We start from the raw sequence: 20,898 nt of genomic DNA, 5'->3' as shown, positions 1-20,898 counted from the left end.
GGTCATCATGGCCATGTCGGGCACTGCATCCGCCGATTACCGCGGTGACAGAGATGAGACAGGGGCAACCTTGACCAAGAAGGTCAAGGCAGAAGTCGATGTGGAATACGAAGGCAGGGTCAATGTCGGCGGCTACATCAACGTCAACAAACTCGGCATGGCCGTCGTGGACAACCAGCAGTCCAGTTCCATGATAGGCACCGCCAATACAAGAACGGAGAACACGAGCAAGATCGACGGCTCGTTCAAGGGTGCATCCGGTAACATCGGCGCCAACGTCGCAGCCGGTGACTCCAACGTACAGGGCAACAGCGCTTCCCTGGCCGCCTATGACGAGGTCGATGCCGAGTTCATCATGGGTCGTGGTCAACAACAACATGGCGCCCCTGGCGGATCGTCGGATGCCGAGGTCTTCTCCACCCAGAGCGCCAGCAACAACTGGACGACCAATCACGGCCATCAGAACAAGGCCGGTGTGGGCGATGGGGCCTTCAAGGATGCCGCAGGCAACATCGGGGTCAACGTGACCTCGGGCTCGGGTAACGTCCAGGCCAACAACATGGCAGCCTCCGTGTCCACCGGCAACATGGCCGTGGCCACCGTGGCCAACAGCCAGAGCGTCTCCAAGAACATGACCGAAAACCAAAGCCTGAGTGCAACCAAGACGGTTGACAAGGCGGGTGTGTTCCTCGGTCTCAAGGCTTGGGGCGATTACGAGGGGGGCGGTACCGGTCATGATGTCAAGAAAGGACATGACCACGACAATGACAACGACAGGTACGGCAACAACAACCCGAAAGATGATGGCAAGTTCGAGTTCAAGGAAGAGGGTGACATCAAGCTCAGTGGGTACGCCGTCGGGTATATTCCCGTGGTCAACACCTACACCAGCCGCGAAACCTTCAACCGGGCAACCATCGATGGCGGCGCCTTCAACGGTGCCGTGGGCAACATCGGGGTGAACGTCTCCTCGGGGACCAACAACCTGCAAGCGAACAATCTCTCGCTGGCCGCAGGGTTTGCCAAGTAAGTCGATGCGAGGGGGCCCAGTGCCCCCTTTTTCCCTGACACTGGAGGTCTGAATGCGCTGGCTGTTGCTGTTGCTGTGCTGTCCTGCCGTCTGGGCAGGCTCGGTGCCACTGGGGGAGCATCTCCCGGCGCTGGGGGATCTCAACAAACCGGTACAGAGCATTCTGGAGCGCCGGTACGCCAACATCGAGCGCCAACATACGGATTTCAGCTGCGGGGCCGCCGCCGTCGCCACCATCTTGCGCTACGCCTACGGCCATGCAACCAATGAACGCTGGGTCATGGATGGCATGCTTGCCATGGCAGACCCGGAGCAGGTCAAGCACTACGGCTTCTCCATGCTCGACATGAAGCAGTACCTGCAAATGCTCGGCATGCGGGTCAGAGGGTATCGACTGGGCGATGAAAAACTGCGCCAGGTGAGGGTGCCCACCATCGTCCTGCTCAACATTCGCGGCTATCAGCACTTTGCCGTGCTGCGGGCCATCGATCGCCACGATCGCGTCTATCTGGCAGACCCGGCCCTCGGCAACCGGGTGATCACGTTCAAGGAGTTCAAGGAGAGCTGGAACGGCATCCTCCTCGCCGTCATCGGCGCGGGCTATCGTCCCGATGCCCCCCTTGCCAACCCCTCTCCCCCGCTCTCTGTCAGAGGCAAGGATGGGCTCTTCGCCCCGGTCAATGAAACATCCCTGCTGGAATTCGGTTTTCAGCACAAAGAGCTAATGTGAGGTCATCATGAATACCCGACCCGCCCTATGCCTCCTCTGCAGCCTGGGTGGCATCGCCTCTCCGCTGCTGGCAGCACCGGACCCGCTGGCCCATCTGTCAGACCACTTTGCGCCCGAACTGGCGGACGGGGAGCTGGCCCACCTGCGCGGCCGCTATGTCAGCAGCCATGGCATCAGCTACTTCGGCATCGAGTTCATCTCGTCACTGACCACGGCCCAGGCCCAGCAGACGGCGGCCATGAACCTGGCACTGAGCATTGTGCAAAACAAACCCAAGCTGGATGTGCGCGTCAAGGATGAGGTCAAGCCCGCGGCCACGCCCGCCAAGGAGGCCCAGGTGCAGGGGGCCGGGCTGGTGCAGGTCGTTCAACTGGAGGGGAGCGGCAACAGCTCGGTCAACCAGACCGGTATTGAACTGACCACCCCGACCATGACGGGACACCTGGTTCAGGCGGGCAGCTACGAGCATCAGGGCGATCTTGGTACCGCCACCTATCGGGTCTCGGGGAATTATGCCGGCTTGCAACTACACTCTTCCGACGGCCGGGTCCTGCTGGAGCAGAGCCTGCGCGGTACCGACTTCAGCCGGGGGCTGCTGCAGTTCAACAAGGTCAGAGGGGACGGTTTGCAGACGCTCAATCAGACCCGCATCTGGTTTTCGCGCTGAGCACCGGTGAGCCCGGGGGCTGAACCATCAGAAAGGATGATAAACAACAAGGACGTATCCCGATGAAACAGTCTCGCATGCTGTTGATTGCCCTCGCCCCCTTCGCCTGCTGGGGGGCCACGGCCGAGGAGGAGGCCCTGCAACAACAGCTGGATCTCCTGCGCCAGCAACTGATCCAGCAAAACCAGGCCCTTCATCAGCTCCAGGCTCGCCTGGAGGCCGTCAAGGCCGCCGGTGCCACGACGGCAACCGCCGGGGTCGGAGCCGGGGCCGCCGTCGCCTCCACCCAGCAGGACGCCTCACGGCGCACGCCGGAAGTCGGCCGCAGCACCGAAGACCTGATGATCGAACAGCACAATGTGTTCGACCGCGCCCTGACCGTCGATGTGGGCCTCTCCTACCAGCACTACAACCGCAAGGATCTCGCCCTGCGCGGCTTCCTCGCCCTGGACGCCATCTTCCTTGGCGAAATCAACCTGGATCGGGTTCGCTCCGATCAGTGGACGGCGGATGTCATCACCCGCTACACCCTCAACGATCGCTGGCAACTGGAGCTGGCCCTCCCCTACATGTTCCGCAACACCAACTACCAGAGCACCGGCAAGGAGAACTCCAGCCGCGACTTCGAGGAGCAGAGCGTCAGCGATGGCGGTCTGGGGGATCTCAGCCTCGCCATCTACTACAGGGTCATGGCAGAGAGCGAGGATTGGCCGGATCTGGTATGGAACTTCCGGGCCAAGGCGCCGACCGGCAAGGATCCTTACGGCATCGAGATCAACACCTCGGAATCGGGCAACCTGGTGACCCCCAAGGAGCTCGCCACCGGCAACGGGCTTTGGCAGCTCTCCACCGGCTTCTCCCTGGTCAAGACCATGGATCCCGCCATCCTGTTTGCCAGCCTCAACTATGGTCACAGCCTCCAGCAGGACTTTGACGATATCTCCTACCAGCCCGGCAACCAGCCCGGCAGCATCCAGCTGGGGGACTGGTATGAATATGGCCTGGGGGTCGCATTCGCCCTCAACGAACGCTTCAGCCTCTCCTTCAACATCAACCAGCGCGTCACCATGGAGTCCGAGCAGGGGTCCGAAGGCTTTGCCATGGAGAAGGTCACCGGCTCCGATGCCAACGCCGCCAGCTTTGGCATGGGGTCGACCTGGGCCATCACCGACAACCTCTCCATGGCGGTCAACTGGTCTGCCGGGCTCACCACGGACGCACCGGACTACACCATCGGGATCCGCTTCCCCTACCGCTTCTAGCCCCGTCAGGACCCCGGCAGGTTGACGACAAAAAACGAGGGAGGCATAACGCCTCCCTCTTCTTGTTGCCGCCAGCCTGCCTGGCGGGCCACCTTGTCATCACACCCCCAGGCGATCGCGCAGGGTGTACCAGGCGGCGCCGGCGGCGGTGAAGGGGATGCGCAGCAGGCGGCCACCCGGGAAGGGGTAGTGCGGCAGCCTGGCGAACGCATCGAAGCGCTCCGCCTGACCGCTCAGCACCTCGGAGAGCAGCTTGCCCGCCAGATGGGTACAGGTGACGCCGTGGCCGCTGTAGCCCTGCATGTAGTAGATGTTGTGACCGATGCGGCCAAACTGCGGCAGGCGCGACAGGGTGAGCAGGAAGTTGCCGGTCCAGGTGTACTCCACCTTGACGTCGGCCAGCTGCGGGAAAGTCTTGAGCATCTTGGGGATGATCAGCCGCTCGATGTCCGCCGGATCCCGCGCCCCGTAGACCACGCCGCCGCCATAGATGAGCCGGTGATCGCCGGAGGTACGGTAGTAGTCGAGCAGGTAGTTGCAATCCTCCAGACAGTAGTTCTGTGGCAAGAGTGAACGGGCCCGCTCCTCTCCCAGCACCTCGGTGGCGATCACCTGGGTGCCGCAAGGCATGCTCTTGCTGGCCAGTTCCGGCACCAGATTGCCGAGGTAGGCGTTGCCGGCCACCACGATAAAGCGTGCCTTCACCGCCCCTTTGGCGGTCTTGACCAACGCCGGCTGACCCGGAGTAATGCTGGTGACGGCGGACTGCTCGAAGATAAGCCCCCCCTGCATGCGGATGGCTTCCGCCTCTCCCAGCGCCAGATTGAGAGGGTGAATATGGCCGCCGCTCTTGTCCAGCAGGGCGCCGACGTAGCGATCGCTCGCGACCACCTCGCGCACCCCCTTGGCATCGAGCAGCTCCAGCTGGTCGTTGCCCCACTTCTCCCAGCGCGCCTTCTGCGCCTTGAGCTCGTGCAGCTGCTTCTCGGTCTCGGCGGCAAAGACGCCCCCCTCCTGCAGATCGCACTGGATGTTGTAGCGCTTGATCCGCTCGCGGATGATCTGGCCCCCCTCAAACAACATGGAGCCGAGCAGCCTGGCCTGATCCGGCGGGCAGTTCGCTTCGATGGTGTCGATGTCGCGGCTGTAGGAGTTGACGATCTGGCCGCCGTTGCGGCCGCTGGCGCCAAAGCCGACCCTGGCCGCCTCCAGCACCACCACCTTGTACCCCTTCTCCACCAGATGCAGCGCACTGGAGAGGCCGGTGTAGCCTGCGCCTATGACGCAGACGTCGCACTCCAGCTGCTCGGTGAGCATGGGATAGGGCGCGTGTTTGTTGGCACTGGCTGCGTAGTAACTCTTTACATGTTCGGTCATGATCCCTGTTTCCTTACCGGTTCGTTTCCAACACAACGGGTTGTTCACATTAAAAGCTGGCCGGGGTGTGGGCGCTGACGATGCGGCAGACCTGCCCCGAGGGATTGCTGAAACTGTGGGGCTCGCCGGTGTCGATGACATAGCTGTCCCCGGCGCACAGTTCATAGGTCTGGCCGGCCAGGGTCAGCAGCACCGACCCTTCCAGCACGGTGCCCACCTCCTCCCCCTGATGCTTCACCACGCCGCCGGTGTCGGTGCCGGGGGCATAGGTCTCCAGCATGAAGCCGAGCTGGCGCCGATTGTTGCCGTTGTGCACCAGCTTCATGGAGACCCCCTGGCTGCCGAGCTCGATGAGCTGCTCCGCCTTGATCACCACGCTGGGCGTGCTCGCCACCTCCTCTTCGGCGAAGAAGCGCGACAACGGCAGCTCGTAGACGCTCAGCAGCTTTTGCAGGGAGGCCACCGAGGGGCTCACCTTGTTCTGCTCTATCATGCAGATGGCGCCGTGGGTCAGGCCGCTCAGCTCCGCCACCCGGCGCTGGGAGAGCCCGAGCTCCCTGCGGATCCGGGCAAGCCGCTCCCCCATGTTTCTCTCGTGCTCCGCCAGGGGGTTGTCCGTCATGGTCCGCCACCGGACCTCGCCACGGGATTGCTCCATCGCCCACCTCCTTCCATGGTCATTCGAATACCTGGGGCCGACTGGTCAATATAGTGAGTCAGGAACGTCAGCCCCGTTCACTATCCTGCACAACCCAGAGCGTTCATTATTTTGCACACCCTGCGCAATGAAAACCGCTACAATCGCGCTAACAGCCCCATTTCTAGCATGTGACGCCCAGTTCACTCAAATATATTTAACACTTGAAAAACATTTCGGCTCATTTTATGGTCGTTACGTGCTTATTATTCTATACGGCGGTGCCCACATAGACGCGCCACCCAGACCCACTATCGAGGCCCCTTACTTATGTCAGCATCACAACCTGCTCTCTCCCTGATCAAATCCCTGGCCTATGTCGACGGCCGCTGGTGCGAGTCCCTGGGCGGGCGCCGGTTCGAGGTCCTGAACCCGGCCACCGGCCAGGTCATCACCCAGGTGCCCGACATGGACGGGGAGGATACCCGCCTCGCCATCGCGGCCGCCCACGCGGCGCAACCCGCCTGGGCGGCCCTCACCGCCAAGGAGCGCAGCAGCAAACTCTACGCCTGGTTCGAGCGCATCATGGCCAACCAGGAGGAGCTCGCCCGTATCATGACCTGCGAGCAGGGCAAGCCGCTGGCGGAAGCCAAAGGAGAGGTGGCCTACGGCGCCAGCTTCATCCAGTGGTTCGCGGAAGAGGGCAAGCGTGCCTATGGCCGCACCATCCCCGGCTTCTCCGCCGATCGGCGCCTGGCCACCATCAAGCAGCCGGTGGGGGTCGTGGCCGCCATCACCCCCTGGAACTTCCCCATCGCCATGATCACCCGCAAGGCGGGTCCGGCGCTGGCCGCCGGTTGTACCATCGTCATCAAGCCCGCCGCCGAAACGCCCCTCTGCGCCCTGGCGCTGGCGGTACTGGCGGAGCAGGCGGGCATTCCCGCCGGGGTCATCAACATCGTCACCTCCCATCAGGCGAGCGCGGTGGGCAACGAGCTGTGCAGCAACCCCGTGGTGCGCAAGCTCTCCTTCACCGGCTCCACCCGCATCGGCAAACTGCTGATGCGCCAGTGCGCCGACACCATGAAGCGCCTCTCCCTGGAGCTGGGCGGCAACGCCCCCTTCATCGTCTTTGACGACGCCGACCTCGACGCCGCCGTGGCCGGGGCCCTGGCGTCCAAATACCGCAACGCCGGCCAGACCTGCGTCTGCGCCAACCGCATCCTGGTGCAGGCCAGCGTCTACGACGCCTTCGCCGAGAAGCTCGCCGCCGCGGTCAAAGCCTTCAAGGTCGGGGACGGCATGGGCGAGGGCGTCCAGATCGGGCCCCTCATCAACCCGGCCGCCGCCAGCAAGGTGGCCGAGCTGGTGCAGCAATCGGTCGCCGCCGGTGCCCGGGTGCTGGTGGGGGGCGACGCCCACCCCGCCGGTCCCCTCTTCTATCACCCCACCATCCTGACCGGGGTCACCCGGGGCAACCCCATTCTGGACGAGGAGATCTTCGGGCCCGTCGCCCCCCTGGTGCGCTTCGAGACGGAAGCCGAGGCCATTGCGCTTGCCAACGACACCCCCTATGGCCTGGCCGCCTACTTCTATGGCCGCGACATCGCCCGGGTGTGGCGAGTGGCCGAGGGGCTCGAATACGGCATGGTGGGGATCAACGAGGGGATCATCTCCACCGAACTGGCCCCCTTTGGCGGGATCAAGGAGTCGGGACTGGGCCGGGAAGGGGCGGCCGAAGGGCTGGAGGAGTACCTGGAGACCAAATACCTCTGCTTTGGCGGCATTCGCTGAGGGGAGTGAAGGGGCAATCGCATCGTTAAAACAGATGCGTTATGACGCAGCCCATCGTTTTTACAGATAGAAAGAGGGGGTCGCCGGTCACGACCGAGCGCCTTGTGGGCCCTGAGGGCACGCCCGGGGCCCCCTTTTGCGAACAGGCCGCCCTGCCCGAGGGCAGTTGGCGGCACACATATGGCCAGATGGCACAGGAACAGCGGGGGCCCATGCCCCTCAGGGAGGAAAGATGAGTCATTCAAGCAACAACCAGCAGTGGCAGGCCCGCCGCGAAGCGGCCGTGGTCCAGGGGGTCGGCACCCTGCTGCCGGTCTTCATCGACCGGGCGCACAACGCCGAGCTGTGGGACGTGGAGGGCAACCGCTACATCGACTTTGCCTCCGGCATCGCCGTGCTCAACACCGGCCACAACCACCCCAAGGTGGTGGCGGCGGTGCGCGAGCAGCTCGAGAAGTTCAGCCACACCTGCTTCCAGGTCACCCCCTACTCCGGCTATATCGAGCTGGCGGAAAAATTGAATGCCCTGGTGCCCGGCCCCACCCCCAAGCGCACCCTCTTCCTCTCCACCGGCGCCGAGGCGGTGGAGAACGCCATCAAGATCGCCCGCGCCCACACCGGTCGCAGCGGCACCATCGCCTTCAAGGGGGGCTTCCACGGCCGCACCATGATGGGCATGGCCCTCACCGGCAAGGTGGTGCCCTACAAGACCGGCTTCGGCCCCTTCCCGGGGGAGGTCTATCACCTCCCCTTCCCCGCCGATTACCTGGGAGTGAGTGAAGACGATGCCCTGGCCGCGCTGGATCTCTGCTTCAGCGCCGACATCGAACCCACCCGGGTGGCCGCCATCATCATCGAGCCGGTGCAGGGGGAAGGGGGTTTCTACCCCGCCTCCGCCAGCTTCATGCAGCGCCTGCGCCAGGTGTGCGACCAGCACGGCATCCTGCTCATCTGCGACGAGATCCAGACCGGTTTCTGTCGCACCGGCAAGACCTTCGCCACCGAATACAGCGGTGTCGAACCCGACATCATGACCCTCGCCAAAAGCCTGGCCGGCGGCTTCCCGCTCTCTGCCGTGGTGGGCAAGAGCGAGGTGATGAACGCCGCCAAGCCCGGTGGCCTGGGGGGCACCTATGCGGGCTCCCCCATCGCCTGCGCCGCCGCCCTGGCGGTGCTGGAGGTGATCGAGGAGGAGCGTCTGAACCAGAAGGCCCTGGCCCAGGGGGAGCAGATCAAGGCACGCCTGCACCAGCTGGCGACACGGTTTGACTGCATCGGCAACATCCGCGGCCCCGGCGCCATGGTGGCCATGGAGCTGGTGAAGGAGGGGGATGCCGCCAGACCGGACCCGGATCTCACCAAGCGGCTGGTGGCCGAGGCGGGCAAGCGGGGGCTGGTGCTGCTGGCCTGCGGTGTGCGTGGCAACGTGATCCGTTTCCTCGCCCCCCTGACCGCCCCGGCGGCCATCGTCGACGAGGGACTGGACCTGCTGGAGCAGGCCCTGTCCGCCTCCCTGGCCTGATCCGGAAGACCGCGTTCGCCCACGTGCAAAAAAATGCGTTTTTGCTCCCTTGATATGCTTGTCAAGGGGGCATCACGAATGCACAATGCGCCGCCGTATTCAAGGACCGTCCGCTCATCGGAGCCCGGTTCTTTTTTTGCGCCAAACAAATCCATAACGAGGCCGGAACAGACCGGAAATGATAACGAGGTGGCACGCCATCTCACGACACCCGCTTCTTAGTGAGGAACTCCATGGGGCATATCATCGCTTTCCTGCCGGCCCGCGCCGGTCTGCGCCATCCGTCCGCATCCCGGACTGGCGCCCCCACCGTGCAGGATGACCTCACCGTCAGCCTGATCCCGTCAGCCTGCCTGCGGGGGATCGCCTGATGCACCCGCACCCCGCCGGTCTGAAAAAAAGCCTGAAACTCTGGCACGTGGTCATCATGGGGCTGGCCTATCTCACCCCCATGGCGGTGTTCGACACCTTCGGCATCGTCACCGAAATCACCGAAGGCCATGTGCCGACCGCCTACCTGCTCGCCCTCATCGGCATGCTGTTCACCGCCATGAGCTACGGCCACCTGGTGCGCAAGTTCCCCTCGGCAGGCTCCGCCTACACCTATGCCCAGAAGGTGTTCCACCCCTATGTGGGTTTCATGGTGGGCTGGGTCTCCCTGCTCGACTACATGTTCATGCCCATGATCAACATGCTGCTGGCCAAGATCTACATGGAGGCCCTCTTCCCCGGCGTGGCCCCCTGGACCTACATCCTGGCCCTGGCCGCCGTCATGACCTTCCTGAACCTGCGGGGCATCAAGCTGGTGGCGAACTTCAACAGCCTGATCGTCATCATGCAGTTCAGCATCATCGCCGTCTTCATCGGCCTCATCGCCTGGGGCGTGAGCCACGGCGAGGGGCTGGGCACGGTGGCGAGCAGCCGCCCCTTCTTCTCCGAGCAGATGCACATCAATCCCCTGCTGACCGGCGCCTCCATCCTCTGCCTGTCGTTCCTCGGGTTTGACGCCATCACCACCCTGTCGGAGGAGACCCCAAACGCGGATCGGGTGATCCCCCGGGCCATCGTGCTCACCGCCCTCATCGGCGGCGTGCTCTTCATCTCGGTCTCCTATTTCCTGCAGCTCTTCTTCCCGGACATCTCCCGCTTCCAGCAGCCGGATGCGGTGCTGCCGGAGATCGCCCTCTATGTGGGCGGCAAGCTGTTCCAGGCGGTGGTGCTGGTCTGCACCACGGTGGCGGTGCTCGCCTCGGGGCTCGCCTCCCACGCCGGGGTGTCGCGCCTGCTCTATGTGATGGGCCGGGATCGCGCCCTGCCGAGCCGCGTCTTCGGCTACATCCACCCCACCTGGCAGACCCCGGCTCTCAACGTGCTGCTGGTGGGCATGCTGGCCCTCTCGGCGGTGGCCTTCGATCTGGAGATGGCGCTGGCGCTCATCAACTTCGGCGCCCTGGTGGCCTTCACCTTCGTCAACCTGGCGGTGATTGCCCACTTCTATCTCAGGCTGGGTCACAACAAGACCCTGAAGGATCACCTGCTGTTCCTCGCCCTGCCCCTGTGCGGCGCCGCCTGCATCGGGGTGCTCTGGCTCAACCTGGAGCCCGCCTCCTTCGAGCTGGGGCTGATCTGGGCCGCCCTCGGCGCCATCTACCTGCTGCTGCGCCTCACCGTGTTCCGGGTCCGCCTCGGCCGCCCCGAGCAGGACGCCTCCTGAGCGAAACCGGCGCCCCCAGGGCGCCGGTTTCACATGGCGGCAAAGCAGGGCCCCGCCTGATGACAAGGTTGTCATCGACTTTCCGGCAGCGGTGGCGAAGTGATCGCTCACGGGGGGAACAAATTCCCCGCTGGCGGCCTTTTTCGCTTGTCTCCTCCCCCCCCTGAGGGCACAATACGGCGCCCCTTGAGAGCCGATGTTTCAACAACATCGGTTCTTTGCTTTTCTGGGGCACACCACCATTCACCAAGAGGCCGGCCATGTGCCGGAATTGATACCCAGATTGCCAAGCAATCTCCCGACGTTGTGAGGAAAAACATGGGGCATTTCACTGCTTTCCTGCCGGTCCCCGCCGGCGTGCGCCACGCATCTGTGCCACAGATGGGCGCCCCCTGTGTCCAGCGACGCGTTTCCGCGTCCCTGATCCCGTCCCATCTCGCCCACGGGGCCTGTGCAGAGGAGAAAGCGTGATGGCCGGTGCCAAGCTGCTCAAGACCCTCACCCTGTTCCAGGTCGTGGTGATGGGTCTGGCTTACCTCACGCCCATGGCGGTATTCGATACCTTCGCCATCGTCGGTGACATCACGGATGGTCGCGTGGCCACCGCCTACCTGCTGGCGCTCGGCGGCATCCTGCTGACCGCGTTCAGCTACGGCCACCTGGTGCGCCGCTTCCCGTCCGCAGGCTCCGCCTACACCTATGCCCAGAAGGTGTTCCACCCCTATGTGGGCTTCATGGTGGGCTGGTCTTCCCTGCTGGACTACATGTTCATGCCGATGATCAACATCCTGCTGGCCAAGATCTACCTGACCGCCATGTTCCCCACCGTGGAGCCCTGGATCTTCATCTTCGGTCTGGTGACCGTGATGACCTTCCTGAACCTGCGCGGCATCAAGCTGGTGGCGAACCTCAACGGCTTCATCGTCTTCATCCAGATCGCCATCATCGTCACCTTCCTCGGCCTCATCGCCTGGGGCCTGAGTCACGGTGAAGGGGCCGGCACCCTGATGAGCAGCCGTCCGTTCCATGTGGAGTCTGCCAGCATGCTGCCGCTGTTCACCGGCGCCACCATCCTCTGCTTCTCGTTCCTGGGCTTCGACGGCCTGAGCTCCCTCTCCGAAGAGACCCCGAATGCCGGCAAGGTGATCCCCCGCGCCATCGTGCTCACCGCCCTCATCGGCGGCATCATCTTCGTCACCGTCTCCTACAGCCTGCAGCTCTTCTTCCCGGATCTGGCCCGCTTCAAGGAGCCGGACGCCGTGCTGCCGGAGATCGCCCTCTACGTGGGTGGCACCCTGTTCCAGAGCGTGGTGCTGGTGTGCACCACCGCGGCCGTGCTCGCCTCCGGCATGGCGGCCCACGCCGGCGTGTCGCGCATCCTCTACGTGATGGGGCGCGATCGCATGATCCCGGAGCGGGTGTTCGGCTATATCCACCCCACCTGGCGCACCCCGGCCATCAACGTGCTGCTGGTGGGGGCCCTGGCCCTCTCCGCGGTCTCCTTCGATCTGGACATGGCCCTGGCCCTGGTGAACTTCGGCGCCCTGGTGGCCTTCACCTTCGTCAACCTCTCGGTGATCGGCCAGTTCTGGGTGCGCGAGAAGCGCAACAAGAGCCTCAAGGAACACCTGCTGTTCCTGGTGCTGCCGCTGCTGGGGGCCGCCACCATAGGGGCGCTGTGGATCAACCTGGAGCAGAGCTCTCTGGAGCTTGGCCTCATCTGGGCGGGGATCGGGGTCACCTACCTCTTCCTGCGCCTCGCCGTGTTCCGCATCCCCTTCCGTCAGTACGAGGAAGCGGCCGACGGCCAGTAAGGCGGCACACACGCCCAAACAGAAGGGGAGCCCATGGCTCCCCTTCTTGCATTCAGACGTCCGGTGCGCGGACCCTCACCCCTGATTGAGCACGGCCGTGGCGGCCGCCTTGACCGGATCCCTGGTCACGGCGTTGACATCCTTGCGGGTCTGGTTGACCTTGTCCTGCGCCTGCTTCACACCGGCACTCTGCTTGTTCAGGGCCGCATTGGTGTGCTGCCTGGTCTCTTTCAGTCCCGCCGTCTTCTTGTCCAGCACGTCCGTGGTGTGTTTCTTCACCTCGGCATTGGCCTTCTCCTTCTGCTTGCGCACCAGCTTGTCGGCATCGCAGTTGCCCTTGACCCCCAGGGTGGCGTTCATCGCCTCGTTCCTGACCGCCTTGTCGAGGTTGCACTCGGACTTGAACACGCTGGCCTGCGCACCGGCAGACAGCAGACCCAGGGAGAGGCACAAAACCCATGCACGCATCATCACTTCCTCAGTTTCAAGACAGGAAAGTCCGGCAGCATATAACCCTGGGATCCCAGTGCAAGGGCGGGGGCCGGTGATGAGCCGGATGGCGTCATATCGGCGTTTGCTCCGACACCTTTTGTCTGCGACGCCCCCTGCCGCCCTGTCACCAAAGCATCATAAAAGTGTCACGTTGTCATATTTCTGTCATGGAGCCTTGTTGTAATGCGCCCGTCCATTTTCAACGCAGAACGACCCCAAGAGGCCATATGCACAGCACCGCATCTTCCGCACCCCAGCAGATCCGTCGTCCCGGCCCCCTGTTCAACTGGCTCGCGGTGATCACGCTGATCTACCTGATCCTGGTCGCCGTTGGCGCCGTCTCCCACGGCTTCAAGGGCTTCTCCGGCGGCGCCGAGGGCGCGGCCCAGATCTTCGCCTTTGCCAACAACCCCTTCGTCGCGCTGCTGCTCGGCATCCTGGCCACCGCCCTGGTGCAATCCTCCAGCACCGTCACCTCGGTGATCGTCGGCCTGGTGGCAGGGGGCCTGCCCATGGCCATGGCCATCCCCATGGTGATGGGGGCTAACCTCGGCACCACCATCACCAACACCATCGTCTCCCTGGGGCACATCCGGGACAGAGGCGAGTTCCGCCGCGCCTTCGCCGCCGCCACCGTGCACGACTTCTTCAACCTGCTGGCGGTCTTCATCTTCCTGCCCCTGGAGCTGATGTTCGGTCTGCTGCAAAAGAGTGCGGAAGGGATTGCCAGCCTGCTGCTGGGCTCCGCCGACATGTCAATGAAGGGGATGGATTTCATGAAGCCCCTCATCTCCCCGTCCCTGGATCTCATCGACGGTGCCGTCGCCTTCCTGCCGGGCAAGGGGGGCGCCATCGCCACCATTCTCATCGGGATTCTGCTCATCCTGTTCTGCGTCACCGCCCTTGGCAAGGTGCTGCAACAGGTCATGGTGGGCCGTGCCAAGGAGCTGCTGCACAAGGCCCTGGGCCGTGGCCCGCTCACCGGCATCGCCTCCGGCACCCTGGTCACCGTGATGGTGCAGTCCTCCTCCACCACCACCAGCCTGATGATCCCCCTGGCGGGAGGCGGCGTGTTCAACACCCGCCAGCTCTATCCCTTCACCCTGGGGGCCAACATCGGCACCACCATCACCGCCCTGCTGGCCGCCACCGCCATCAGCGGTGCCGGTGCCCAGCTCGCCCTGACCATCGCCCTGGTCCACGTGCTGTTCAACCTCTTCGCCGTGGTGCTCATCTACGGGGTGCCCTTCCTGCGGGAGCTGCCCATCAAGGCCGCCGAAGCCCTGGCCCGGGTCGGCAGCGAGAACAAGCTGCTGGCGCTGGGTTACGTGGCCGGGCTCTTCTTCGCCCTGCCCGCCCTGATGATGGTGGCCGTCAAGTAACCCCGCGGCGGGGGCACTCAGCTGCCCCCGCCCCCTTGCCCGCCAGGTCACATCCCGGGGCGCCTCCCCTCGCCCTCTCCCCCTGGCTGGGATAAGATGCCCCCTCACTCGCACTCTGATTTCAAGGAACAGGAAAACCCGATGAAATTCATTCTGATAGCCCTTCTTATCGCCGGCGCCGCCTACTACTTCTACTCCAGCAGCAACAACCGGAAGCTGGCGGAAGAGAACGTGCGCAAGGGGGCCGAGTTCCTCGCCAGCAACCAGGAAAAACCCCTGGTGACCACCACCGCCTCCGGCCTGCAGTACGAAGTGCTGACACCGGGCACCGGCACCGTTCACCCCACCGCCACCAGCAAGGTGAAGGTGCACTACGAGGGCAAGCTGCTGGATGGCACCGTGTTCGACAGCTCCGTCGCCCGTGGCGAACCCATCGAGTTCGGCCTCAACCAGGTGATCAAGGGGTGGACCGAAGGGGTGCAACTGATGGTGGAAGGGGAGAAGACCCGCTTCTACATCCCCGCCAACCTGGCCTATGGCGATCGCGCCGCCGGCAAGATCCCGCCGGGCTCAGTCCTCATCTTCGACGTGGAGCTGCTGGGCATTCAATAAACCCGCCCTGGGCCCGCGTTGATCTTGGAGGCGGCGCTGCGGGGCATCCCGTCAGAGGCCACGTCCGACGGACCCTGATCACAACGCCGGCGCACTGCGCCGGCGTTGTCGTTTCTGCCCCGGTCTCCCTCGCCCTGATGCCAGACTATCAACCAAAAGTGAAGAGTGCTTATCCATAAAGCCTGATTGTTAACCCATTAATAGGGGCAGATAATGACCACATCGTCAGCGGCATGTCGCCCTGGCCTCGGGTTGTCGGTGCGCCGCGCGCATCGGCACAACGCATATGGAGTCTGTCATGTCTATCGCCCCTGTCTGGTTCATCTCCCACGGCGCCCCGGATCTGGTCCTGCGCGATCAGCCCGCGACCCGGTTCCTGAAGCAACTGCGCCTCGAGGGTGCCAGAGGGCTGGTGGTGATCTCGGCCCACTGGTTCAGCCGAAGCGAGCTGCAGATCAACGTCGAGCCCAGCCCGGCCCTGATGTACGACTTCTACGGCTTCCCCGAGCCCCTCTACCAGATCCGCTGGCCCGCGACGAGCCCGCAATGGTTGCAGGAAGCGGTGAGCGATCAGCTGCTGCTGGCCGGCCTGCCCACCACCCCGGTGCGCCGCGAGCTGGATCACGGGGTCTGGTCCCCCCTCTCCCTGATGGATCCGGACAGTGAACTCCCCCTGGTGCAGATCGCCATCCCGGCCAACTTCACCCCGGCCCAGCTGTGGCAACTGGGGGAGGCATTGCAGGGGCTGCGCGAGCAAGGGATCGGCATCCTCGCCTCCGGCGCCATCACCCACAACCTGCGTGCCCTCGGGCCGGACGGCTCGCCGGTTCCCCAGTGGGCGAGCCAGTTTGCCCGCTGGCTGGAGCAGACCATGGCAGAGGGAGACAGGGGGGCGCTGGAAGATTACCGGGCCCGGGCGCCGGGCGCGGTGGAATCCCATCCCCACGACGATCACCTGCGCCCCCTGTTTGTGGCGCTCGGCGCGGCGGGGGCCGACAGACCCCGAAAGCTGCACGACAGCTGGGATTACGGCAGCCTCTACATGGGGGCCTACCAGTTCGGTTGAGGGCGGGGCGGCCAGGCCGCCCTGCTTGACGTGCTCTCGCCGACGCGCGTGGAGAAATAGCGGACTCGTTATAGCCATTTTCCGGTAGAATGGCCGCCATTGGATGAGGCTTGGCAGGGATGGCTGTCGCGTCGGGTGGCTAGATGAACCTATATCGAACACTGATCCTGCTCTGTCTGCTCTGCCTTCAACCTGTGCAGGCCCTGACCCTGCACAGCCGCTACGATCCCGCCCCGCTGCCTCCCCGCTGGTCGGAGGCGGAGCTCGGATGGCTGCGCCAGCAGTCCCAACTGCGGGTCGGCATCCTGCAAGAGGACTACCGCCCCTTCACCATGATCGCTCGCCAGCGCGTCGAGGGGCTCAGTGCCGACTACATCGACCTGCTGGCCCGGATGCTGGACAAACCCGTTGCCCTGAGCGCCTTCCCCGACAAGGCGCACCTGCTCCGTGCTCTGGCACGGGGGGAGATACACCTCGCCAGCCTCGGCAATCTCACCCTGGCGGACAGTGACACCCGGGCGATCCGCCTGAGCAACCCCTATTTCAGCAGCCCCCTCGTCTTCTCCGTGCCCAGACGTTATCGGGGGGCACTGCTCACACCGGGACAGCGGGTGGCCGCCGTCCGGGATCAGATAGACAGGGCGCGCTTTGGCCGCTACTACCCCACCCTCACCCTGGTGACCTATCCCTCCAACATGGAGGCGTTCGATGCAGTCTTCTTCGGCCGCGACGACATCCTGCTGGGGGATGCCCACGCCACCCACTACCTCAACAGCGAGCGCTTCGACAACCTTCGCCAGCGGGGCGAGGCCCCGCCCGATCTGGCGCCTGCCGAGTTCCGCTTTGCCGTCCCGGCCACCGAGCCCGCCCTGCTCAGCCTGGTCAACCGGGGGCTGGCGGCCATCGACGACCGGGCGCGCAACACCCTCTTCACCCAGTGGAACGGGCCCATCCGCGACATGAGCGAGCGAAGCGCCGATCTCTATGATGCCGCCGAGCGGGCCTGGATGCGGCAAGCCCCCCCCATCAGGGTGTGGCTGATGGACAACCTCTACCCCTATGGCGCCCTGGATCATGACGGCCAGCTGGTCGGCATGACGGTGGACATGCTGGACAAGATCCGCACACGCACCGGCCTCACCTTCGAGTTCGTGCGGGCAGACTCCGAGCGCCAGTTGGCAAAAGCCATGCAGTCAGGCGCCATCGACCTCATCGGCGCCATCTCCCAGCAGGTGGCCGAACACTACGGGCTGCGCACCTCGGTGCCCTACGCCACCGACAACATCTATGTGATCCTCACCCGCCAGGAGGAACAAGGGATCGACACCCTCCGGAGTCTGGCGGGCAAGACGGTGGCGATGACGCACCATGTGCCCCTCGCACAGAGACTGGAGGGCAGCCGCATCACCCAGGTGGAGAGTGCCGCAGAAGCGATGGAGGTGCTCGCCCAGGGACGGGTGGATGCCGCCATCGTGCCCCTCTATTTTGCCCGCCATGCGCTGGACAATGATCCCCAGAGCCCGCTGCGCATCGCCGGCCCCGCCGATGACGAGCCAATCCGGATGGGGTTTGCCAGCCTGCCCGGACAGGGGATGCTGATGGGGATCCTCGACAAGACCATCCTCGCCATCCCCCCCAACGAGCTCGCCATGATGAGTTACGAGTGGCGCAACCGCAAACTGCCGGTGCCCGGCTTCATGGATCGCCACGCCCACATCGTCTACCTGGTGTTCGTGGGGCTCCTCACCCTGGCGCTGGTGCTGCTCTATCGCAACCGCATGTTCAAGCGGATGGCCAGCGCCGAGCAGGCGTCCCGCCAGCAACTGGAGGCCCATGTCAGGTTCATCCGGGCGCTGGGGGAGAGCCTGCCCCACCCCATCGTCGTGCGGGACAAGAGCGGCAAGGTGCTGCTGTGCAACAGCAAATACCTGACCCAGCTCGGCGCCGAGCCAAAGGCCATCCTGGGTCAGCCCTTCGCCCAGGGGCTGTCAGGGGTGCTTGATGCAGGCAGCATCGCCGTGCTGGAGCAGGACTTTGCCAGGGTATTGCAGGAGGGGCAGCCCATCTTTGCGGATCGCCTCTTCCATCACAGGGGAACCCAGAGCGACATCTATCACTGGATGGTGCCCTATTTCGACGGGGAGGGGGCCATCAGCGGAGTGATCGACGGCTGGATAGACATCACGGACCGCAAGCGGCTGGAAGAGGCGCTGCGCGAGGCCAAACAGCAGGCCGACAGCGCCAGCCGCGCCAAGAGCGACTTCCTCGCCACCATGAGCCACGAGATCCGCACCCCCATGAACGCCATCCTCGGCATGCTGGAGCTGGCCACCGAGGATCCCGCTCTCAGCCGTCACAGCGGCGAGCTGCTGCGCATCGCCGCCGACTCCGCCAACGGCCTGCTGGATCTGCTGGGGGACAGCCTGGATATCGCCTCCATAGAGGCGGGCCAGATGACCCTGACTCCCACCCCCTGCGATCTCGCTCCCCTGCTCTCGTCCGTCACCCGGGTCTTTGCGGGCATGGCCGAGCAGAAGGGGCTGCTCTATGAGGTCAGGCTGCCCGACACCCCCATGCCAAGGGTGCTGATCGATCCCCTTCGCCTGCGCCAGATCCTCTTCAATCTCATCGGCAACGCCATCAAGTTCACCGAGCAGGGCCGGGTCGCCATTACCGCCACCCTGACCGGGGGCGAGCAGCCTCCTGTGCTGCACCTCACCATCACCGACACCGGAGCCGGCATTCCCGCGGACAAGCTGCCCCGGCTCTTCACCCCCTTCTATCGCGCCCACGGCCAGGGCCAGTTCCCCGGCAGCGGGCTGGGCCTCAACATCGCCCGCATCCTGTGCCAGATGATGGGGGGGGAGATAGCCGTTCACAGCCAGGTCGGCGAAGGCACCCGGCTCGAGATAAGGCTGCCCCTCACGCTCGCCCAGCAACCCCCCGCCCCGATCACGGCAATGCCGGCGCCCCAGCCCCACCAGGCTCAACCCCTCCCCCATCGGCTGCATATCCTGGTGGTCGATGACAATCACGCCAACCAGATCCTGCTGCGCCAGCAGCTCAAGCACCTGGGACACGACGTCAGTGTGCGCAGCAATGGCCTGGAGGCCCTGCGCGCCCTCGCCAGCCACCCCTTCGATCTGGTCATCACCGACTGCCAGATGCCGGTGATGGACGGCTTCGAGCTGACCCGCAGCCTGCGTGCCCTTGGCCATGACCTGCCCGTCTGGGGCTTCACCGCCCATGCCCAGCCTCGCGAGCGGGAGCTTTGCCTCGCCGCCGGCATGAACGACTGCCTGTTCAAGCCCATCGGCCTCGCCCGTCTGCGCGCGGCGCTGGCCACCCTGGGGCCAGCGCCCTGAGTACCGCCAGCCTTTCCTCCCGTCATGTCGCACGGGCGCGGCTGAGAATGCGGCTGAGAGTGCGGCTGAGAGTGCGCCGGCGTTTGCCGCATAAAGGGTCGCCCACAGGGACAAGAGACAACGTGGACCAGCCATGGATACAAGGCCGGTGGCGGTTCGAGCCCCATAAAAAAACCGACACCAGGGTGTCGGTTTTTTTATATCGGGAGGTGCGCCCTGCCTGTCACGCCAGTCTGGCGCCGGGTGAAGCGGGCGTCACGGGGAGGATCAGTAGAAGATCCGCTCCCCTCGCTCGCTCATCTTGAGCCAGACCGGCTTGGTGCTGGTCTTGCTCCAGATGCGGTGCAGGTAACTGTAGAAACGGGCGCGATCCCGGCGAAACAGCATCACCGGGAAGGCGAGCAGACCCGCCATCAGGACAAAGATGCGGCGAAGGATTATCTGAGTCAGGGAGAAGGGATGAAACATGATGTAACGCCTCACTGGTAAGACCACTGAACAAAGATTACGCCAATCATTGTAGGATTACTACACCGACAGCGCCATTTTTTGATAAAAAATGGGGCTAAAAGCCTAAAAATGAAACCGGGTTACATTCTTTAACTAAAAAACAACAAAGGTGGAAGAACGCGGCCCCTGTTCCAGAGTTAACGAGGACTGGACCAGAACGGGAGAACACAGGATGAAACTTGTGGATGCAGTGCTGCTGGGGGCATTGGGCGTGCTCGCCTGGAGCCAGTGGCAGGAGTGGCGGCTCAATCGTGACGTCGCCATCGACATCCCCTATCACGGGGTCCCCACCGCCAGCCTGTGGCAATGCGGTTTGCTGATAAAGGAGATGGCCGCGCTGGCAGAACAGGGGGGCGAAGAGAGGTCCGGATCCAGGGGCGAGGCATTGGCCGAGATGGATCAGCATCTGCACAAGACGTGGCAACGGGAGGGTTGTTCACGGCTGACTGATATGCAATGAAGCATCATCCTGGGCCGCCATGGCGGATGGACAAGGTCAGGGATATGGAAAACAGGCAGAAGATGGAGGCACGTTCCGGAGTCGAACCGGACTAAACGGATTTGCAATCCGCTGCATAACCGCTTTGCTAACGCGCCATGCTGACAAGGCATTGCCTTGAGAGTGATGTCCATGGTTGGTGCCATGGAGTATTGGAGCGGGAAACGAGACTCGAACTCGCGACCCCGACCTTGGCAAGGTCGTGCTCTACCAACTGAGCTATTCCCGCATTACTGCTTGCGTGCCAGTTGCCTGACAACGAGGCGCATTATACGTACCCCGAGCCCGGGCACAACCCTTTTTTCTCACTTTGAGCCCTTTCCCGTGCTGTTTGCTCACCCTTTAGACGCCTTGGTCAAAAATCCCCCCGCTCCCTGTGACCCGACGAGCGAATTTAAGATAAAGCCATTGAAATAGTTAGCCTT

18 protein-coding genes and 2 tRNA genes are annotated in these 20,898 nt (G+C 64.0%); 14 read left to right on the top strand and 6 right to left on the bottom strand.

Annotated features, from left to right (window positions below; translation table 11 throughout):
- Positions 1–70 precede the first annotated feature (70 nt).
- The 4 genes from AB7E19_RS02165 to AB7E19_RS02150 all read left to right on the top strand — a co-directional run bounded on the left by AB7E19_RS02165 (position 71) and on the right by AB7E19_RS02150 (position 3,689).
- Complete coding sequence (locus tag AB7E19_RS02165) at positions 71–1,030, top strand: hypothetical protein (protein WP_081331937.1); 960 nt, start codon at positions 71–73, stop codon at positions 1,028–1,030.
- 52 nt (positions 1,031–1,082) lie between these two features.
- A complete protein-coding gene (locus tag AB7E19_RS02160) occupies positions 1,083–1,760 on the top strand; it encodes a C39 family peptidase (RefSeq protein WP_039039335.1) in 678 nt (225 codons plus the stop codon).
- Positions 1,761–1,767: 7 nt separating this feature from the next.
- On the top strand, positions 1,768–2,427 hold the full coding sequence (locus AB7E19_RS02155; protein WP_010673556.1) for a hypothetical protein: 660 nt from the start codon (positions 1,768–1,770) through the stop codon (positions 2,425–2,427).
- 62 nt (positions 2,428–2,489) lie between these two features.
- A complete protein-coding gene (locus tag AB7E19_RS02150; protein WP_427934557.1) occupies positions 2,490–3,689 on the top strand; it encodes a transporter in 1,200 nt (399 codons plus the stop codon).
- Between the two features lie 99 nt (positions 3,690–3,788).
- Here AB7E19_RS02150 and AB7E19_RS02145 read toward each other — a convergent pair whose 3' ends face one another.
- On the bottom strand, positions 3,789–5,066 hold the full coding sequence (locus AB7E19_RS02145) for an NAD(P)/FAD-dependent oxidoreductase (protein WP_427934556.1): 1,278 nt from the start codon (positions 5,064–5,066) through the stop codon (positions 3,789–3,791).
- Positions 5,067–5,115: 49 nt separating this feature from the next.
- The gene (puuR, locus tag AB7E19_RS02140; RefSeq protein ID WP_029314011.1) at positions 5,116–5,724 is read right to left on the bottom strand and encodes an HTH-type transcriptional regulator PuuR; all 609 of its coding nucleotides are present in this window, start codon (positions 5,722–5,724) and stop codon (positions 5,116–5,118) included.
- A 309-nt stretch (positions 5,725–6,033) separates the two neighbouring features.
- On the opposite strand from puuR, the gene AB7E19_RS02135 reads away from it, so the two are divergent.
- The 5 genes from AB7E19_RS02135 (at position 6,034) to AB7E19_RS02115 (ending at position 12,547) form a co-directional block, all read left to right on the top strand.
- The gene (locus AB7E19_RS02135) at positions 6,034–7,497 is read left to right on the top strand and encodes an NAD-dependent succinate-semialdehyde dehydrogenase (RefSeq protein ID WP_010673552.1); all 1,464 of its coding nucleotides are present in this window, start codon (positions 6,034–6,036) and stop codon (positions 7,495–7,497) included.
- Positions 7,498–7,729: 232 nt separating this feature from the next.
- Positions 7,730–9,019 carry a 4-aminobutyrate--2-oxoglutarate transaminase gene (gene gabT / locus AB7E19_RS02130; RefSeq protein WP_042014742.1) on the top strand — a complete coding sequence of 430 codons (1,290 nt, stop codon included), beginning with the start codon at positions 7,730–7,732 and terminating at the stop codon, positions 9,017–9,019.
- A 233-nt stretch (positions 9,020–9,252) separates the two neighbouring features.
- Positions 9,253–9,390, top strand: a complete 138-nt coding sequence (locus AB7E19_RS02125; RefSeq protein ID WP_010673549.1) for a hypothetical protein — start codon at positions 9,253–9,255, stop codon at positions 9,388–9,390.
- Positions 9,390–10,733 (top strand): APC family permease, encoded by a 1,344-nt coding sequence (locus AB7E19_RS02120; RefSeq protein ID WP_041214747.1) that lies wholly within the window; start codon positions 9,390–9,392, stop codon positions 10,731–10,733. The genes AB7E19_RS02125 and AB7E19_RS02120 overlap by 1 nt, the downstream gene beginning before the upstream one ends.
- 470 nt (positions 10,734–11,203) lie before the next feature.
- A complete protein-coding gene (locus AB7E19_RS02115; protein ID WP_039039328.1) occupies positions 11,204–12,547 on the top strand; it encodes an APC family permease in 1,344 nt (447 codons plus the stop codon).
- A gap of 75 nt (positions 12,548–12,622) precedes the next feature.
- Here the strand turns inward: AB7E19_RS02115 and AB7E19_RS02110 are convergent, their stop codons facing one another.
- Positions 12,623–13,015, bottom strand: coding sequence for a hypothetical protein (locus tag AB7E19_RS02110; protein ID WP_029314009.1), 393 nt, complete (start codon positions 13,013–13,015; stop codon positions 12,623–12,625).
- A gap of 251 nt (positions 13,016–13,266) precedes the next feature.
- Between AB7E19_RS02110 and AB7E19_RS02105 the strand changes: the two genes are divergently transcribed.
- From AB7E19_RS02105 to AB7E19_RS02090, 4 genes are all read left to right on the top strand, one after another.
- Complete coding sequence (locus AB7E19_RS02105) at positions 13,267–14,421, top strand: Na/Pi symporter (RefSeq protein ID WP_049636607.1); 1,155 nt, start codon at positions 13,267–13,269, stop codon at positions 14,419–14,421.
- A 141-nt stretch (positions 14,422–14,562) separates the two neighbouring features.
- The gene (locus AB7E19_RS02100) at positions 14,563–15,033 is read left to right on the top strand and encodes an FKBP-type peptidyl-prolyl cis-trans isomerase (protein ID WP_010673545.1); all 471 of its coding nucleotides are present in this window, start codon (positions 14,563–14,565) and stop codon (positions 15,031–15,033) included.
- Positions 15,034–15,331: 298 nt separating this feature from the next.
- Positions 15,332–16,099 (top strand): DODA-type extradiol aromatic ring-opening family dioxygenase, encoded by a 768-nt coding sequence (locus AB7E19_RS02095; RefSeq protein WP_124245421.1) that lies wholly within the window; start codon positions 15,332–15,334, stop codon positions 16,097–16,099.
- Positions 16,100–16,242: 143 nt separating this feature from the next.
- Positions 16,243–19,464 carry an ATP-binding protein gene (locus AB7E19_RS02090; RefSeq protein WP_319883994.1) on the top strand — a complete coding sequence of 1,074 codons (3,222 nt, stop codon included), beginning with the start codon at positions 16,243–16,245 and terminating at the stop codon, positions 19,462–19,464.
- Positions 19,465–19,731: 267 nt separating this feature from the next.
- Here the strand turns inward: AB7E19_RS02090 and AB7E19_RS02085 are convergent, their stop codons facing one another.
- Positions 19,732–19,932, bottom strand: a complete 201-nt coding sequence (locus tag AB7E19_RS02085) for a YbfA family protein (RefSeq protein WP_010673543.1) — start codon at positions 19,930–19,932, stop codon at positions 19,732–19,734.
- A 214-nt stretch (positions 19,933–20,146) separates the two neighbouring features.
- Between AB7E19_RS02085 and AB7E19_RS02080 the strand changes: the two genes are divergently transcribed.
- Complete coding sequence (locus tag AB7E19_RS02080; protein ID WP_102948758.1) at positions 20,147–20,434, top strand: hypothetical protein; 288 nt, start codon at positions 20,147–20,149, stop codon at positions 20,432–20,434.
- Between the two features lie 63 nt (positions 20,435–20,497).
- Here the strand turns inward: AB7E19_RS02080 and AB7E19_RS02075 are convergent.
- Positions 20,498–20,571, bottom strand: a tRNA-Cys gene (locus tag AB7E19_RS02075).
- A gap of 55 nt (positions 20,572–20,626) precedes the next feature.
- Positions 20,627–20,702 (bottom strand) — tRNA-Gly (locus AB7E19_RS02070).
- Positions 20,703–20,898: the final 196 nt, after the last annotated feature.

This window comes from Aeromonas sp. (assembly GCF_050252055.1).
GTDB lineage: Bacteria > Pseudomonadota > Gammaproteobacteria > Enterobacterales > Aeromonadaceae > Aeromonas > Aeromonas caviae.
The sequence above is the reverse complement of the archived record's forward strand: the minus strand, read 5'-3'. Positions and strand labels throughout refer to the sequence as shown.

What these genes read in the sequence shown, in the direction of transcription:
- AB7E19_RS02160 (WP_039039335.1), top strand. Translation starts at nt 1,083, where the DNA reads ATGCGCTGGCTGTTGCTGTTGCTGTGCTGTCCTGCCGTCTGGGCAGGC.
- AB7E19_RS02155 (WP_010673556.1), top strand. Translation starts at nt 1,768, where the DNA reads ATGAATACCCGACCCGCCCTATGCCTCCTCTGCAGCCTGGGTGGCATC.
- AB7E19_RS02150 (WP_427934557.1), top strand. Translation starts at nt 2,490, where the DNA reads ATGAAACAGTCTCGCATGCTGTTGATTGCCCTCGCCCCCTTCGCCTGC.
- AB7E19_RS02145 (WP_427934556.1), bottom strand. Translation starts at nt 5,066, where the DNA reads ATGACCGAACATGTAAAGAGTTACTACGCAGCCAGTGCCAACAAACAC.
- puuR (WP_029314011.1), bottom strand. Translation starts at nt 5,724, where the DNA reads ATGGAGCAATCCCGTGGCGAGGTCCGGTGGCGGACCATGACGGACAAC.
- AB7E19_RS02135 (WP_010673552.1), top strand. Translation starts at nt 6,034, where the DNA reads ATGTCAGCATCACAACCTGCTCTCTCCCTGATCAAATCCCTGGCCTAT.
- gabT (WP_042014742.1), top strand. Translation starts at nt 7,730, where the DNA reads ATGAGTCATTCAAGCAACAACCAGCAGTGGCAGGCCCGCCGCGAAGCG.
- AB7E19_RS02125 (WP_010673549.1), top strand. Translation starts at nt 9,253, where the DNA reads ATGGGGCATATCATCGCTTTCCTGCCGGCCCGCGCCGGTCTGCGCCAT.
- AB7E19_RS02120 (WP_041214747.1), top strand. Translation starts at nt 9,390, where the DNA reads ATGCACCCGCACCCCGCCGGTCTGAAAAAAAGCCTGAAACTCTGGCAC.
- AB7E19_RS02115 (WP_039039328.1), top strand. Translation starts at nt 11,204, where the DNA reads ATGGCCGGTGCCAAGCTGCTCAAGACCCTCACCCTGTTCCAGGTCGTG.
- AB7E19_RS02110 (WP_029314009.1), bottom strand. Translation starts at nt 13,015, where the DNA reads ATGCGTGCATGGGTTTTGTGCCTCTCCCTGGGTCTGCTGTCTGCCGGT.
- AB7E19_RS02105 (WP_049636607.1), top strand. Translation starts at nt 13,267, where the DNA reads ATGCACAGCACCGCATCTTCCGCACCCCAGCAGATCCGTCGTCCCGGC.
- AB7E19_RS02100 (WP_010673545.1), top strand. Translation starts at nt 14,563, where the DNA reads ATGAAATTCATTCTGATAGCCCTTCTTATCGCCGGCGCCGCCTACTAC.
- AB7E19_RS02095 (WP_124245421.1), top strand. Translation starts at nt 15,332, where the DNA reads ATGTCTATCGCCCCTGTCTGGTTCATCTCCCACGGCGCCCCGGATCTG.
- AB7E19_RS02090 (WP_319883994.1), top strand. Translation starts at nt 16,243, where the DNA reads ATGAACCTATATCGAACACTGATCCTGCTCTGTCTGCTCTGCCTTCAA.
- AB7E19_RS02085 (WP_010673543.1), bottom strand. Translation starts at nt 19,932, where the DNA reads ATGTTTCATCCCTTCTCCCTGACTCAGATAATCCTTCGCCGCATCTTT.
- AB7E19_RS02080 (WP_102948758.1), top strand. Translation starts at nt 20,147, where the DNA reads ATGAAACTTGTGGATGCAGTGCTGCTGGGGGCATTGGGCGTGCTCGCC.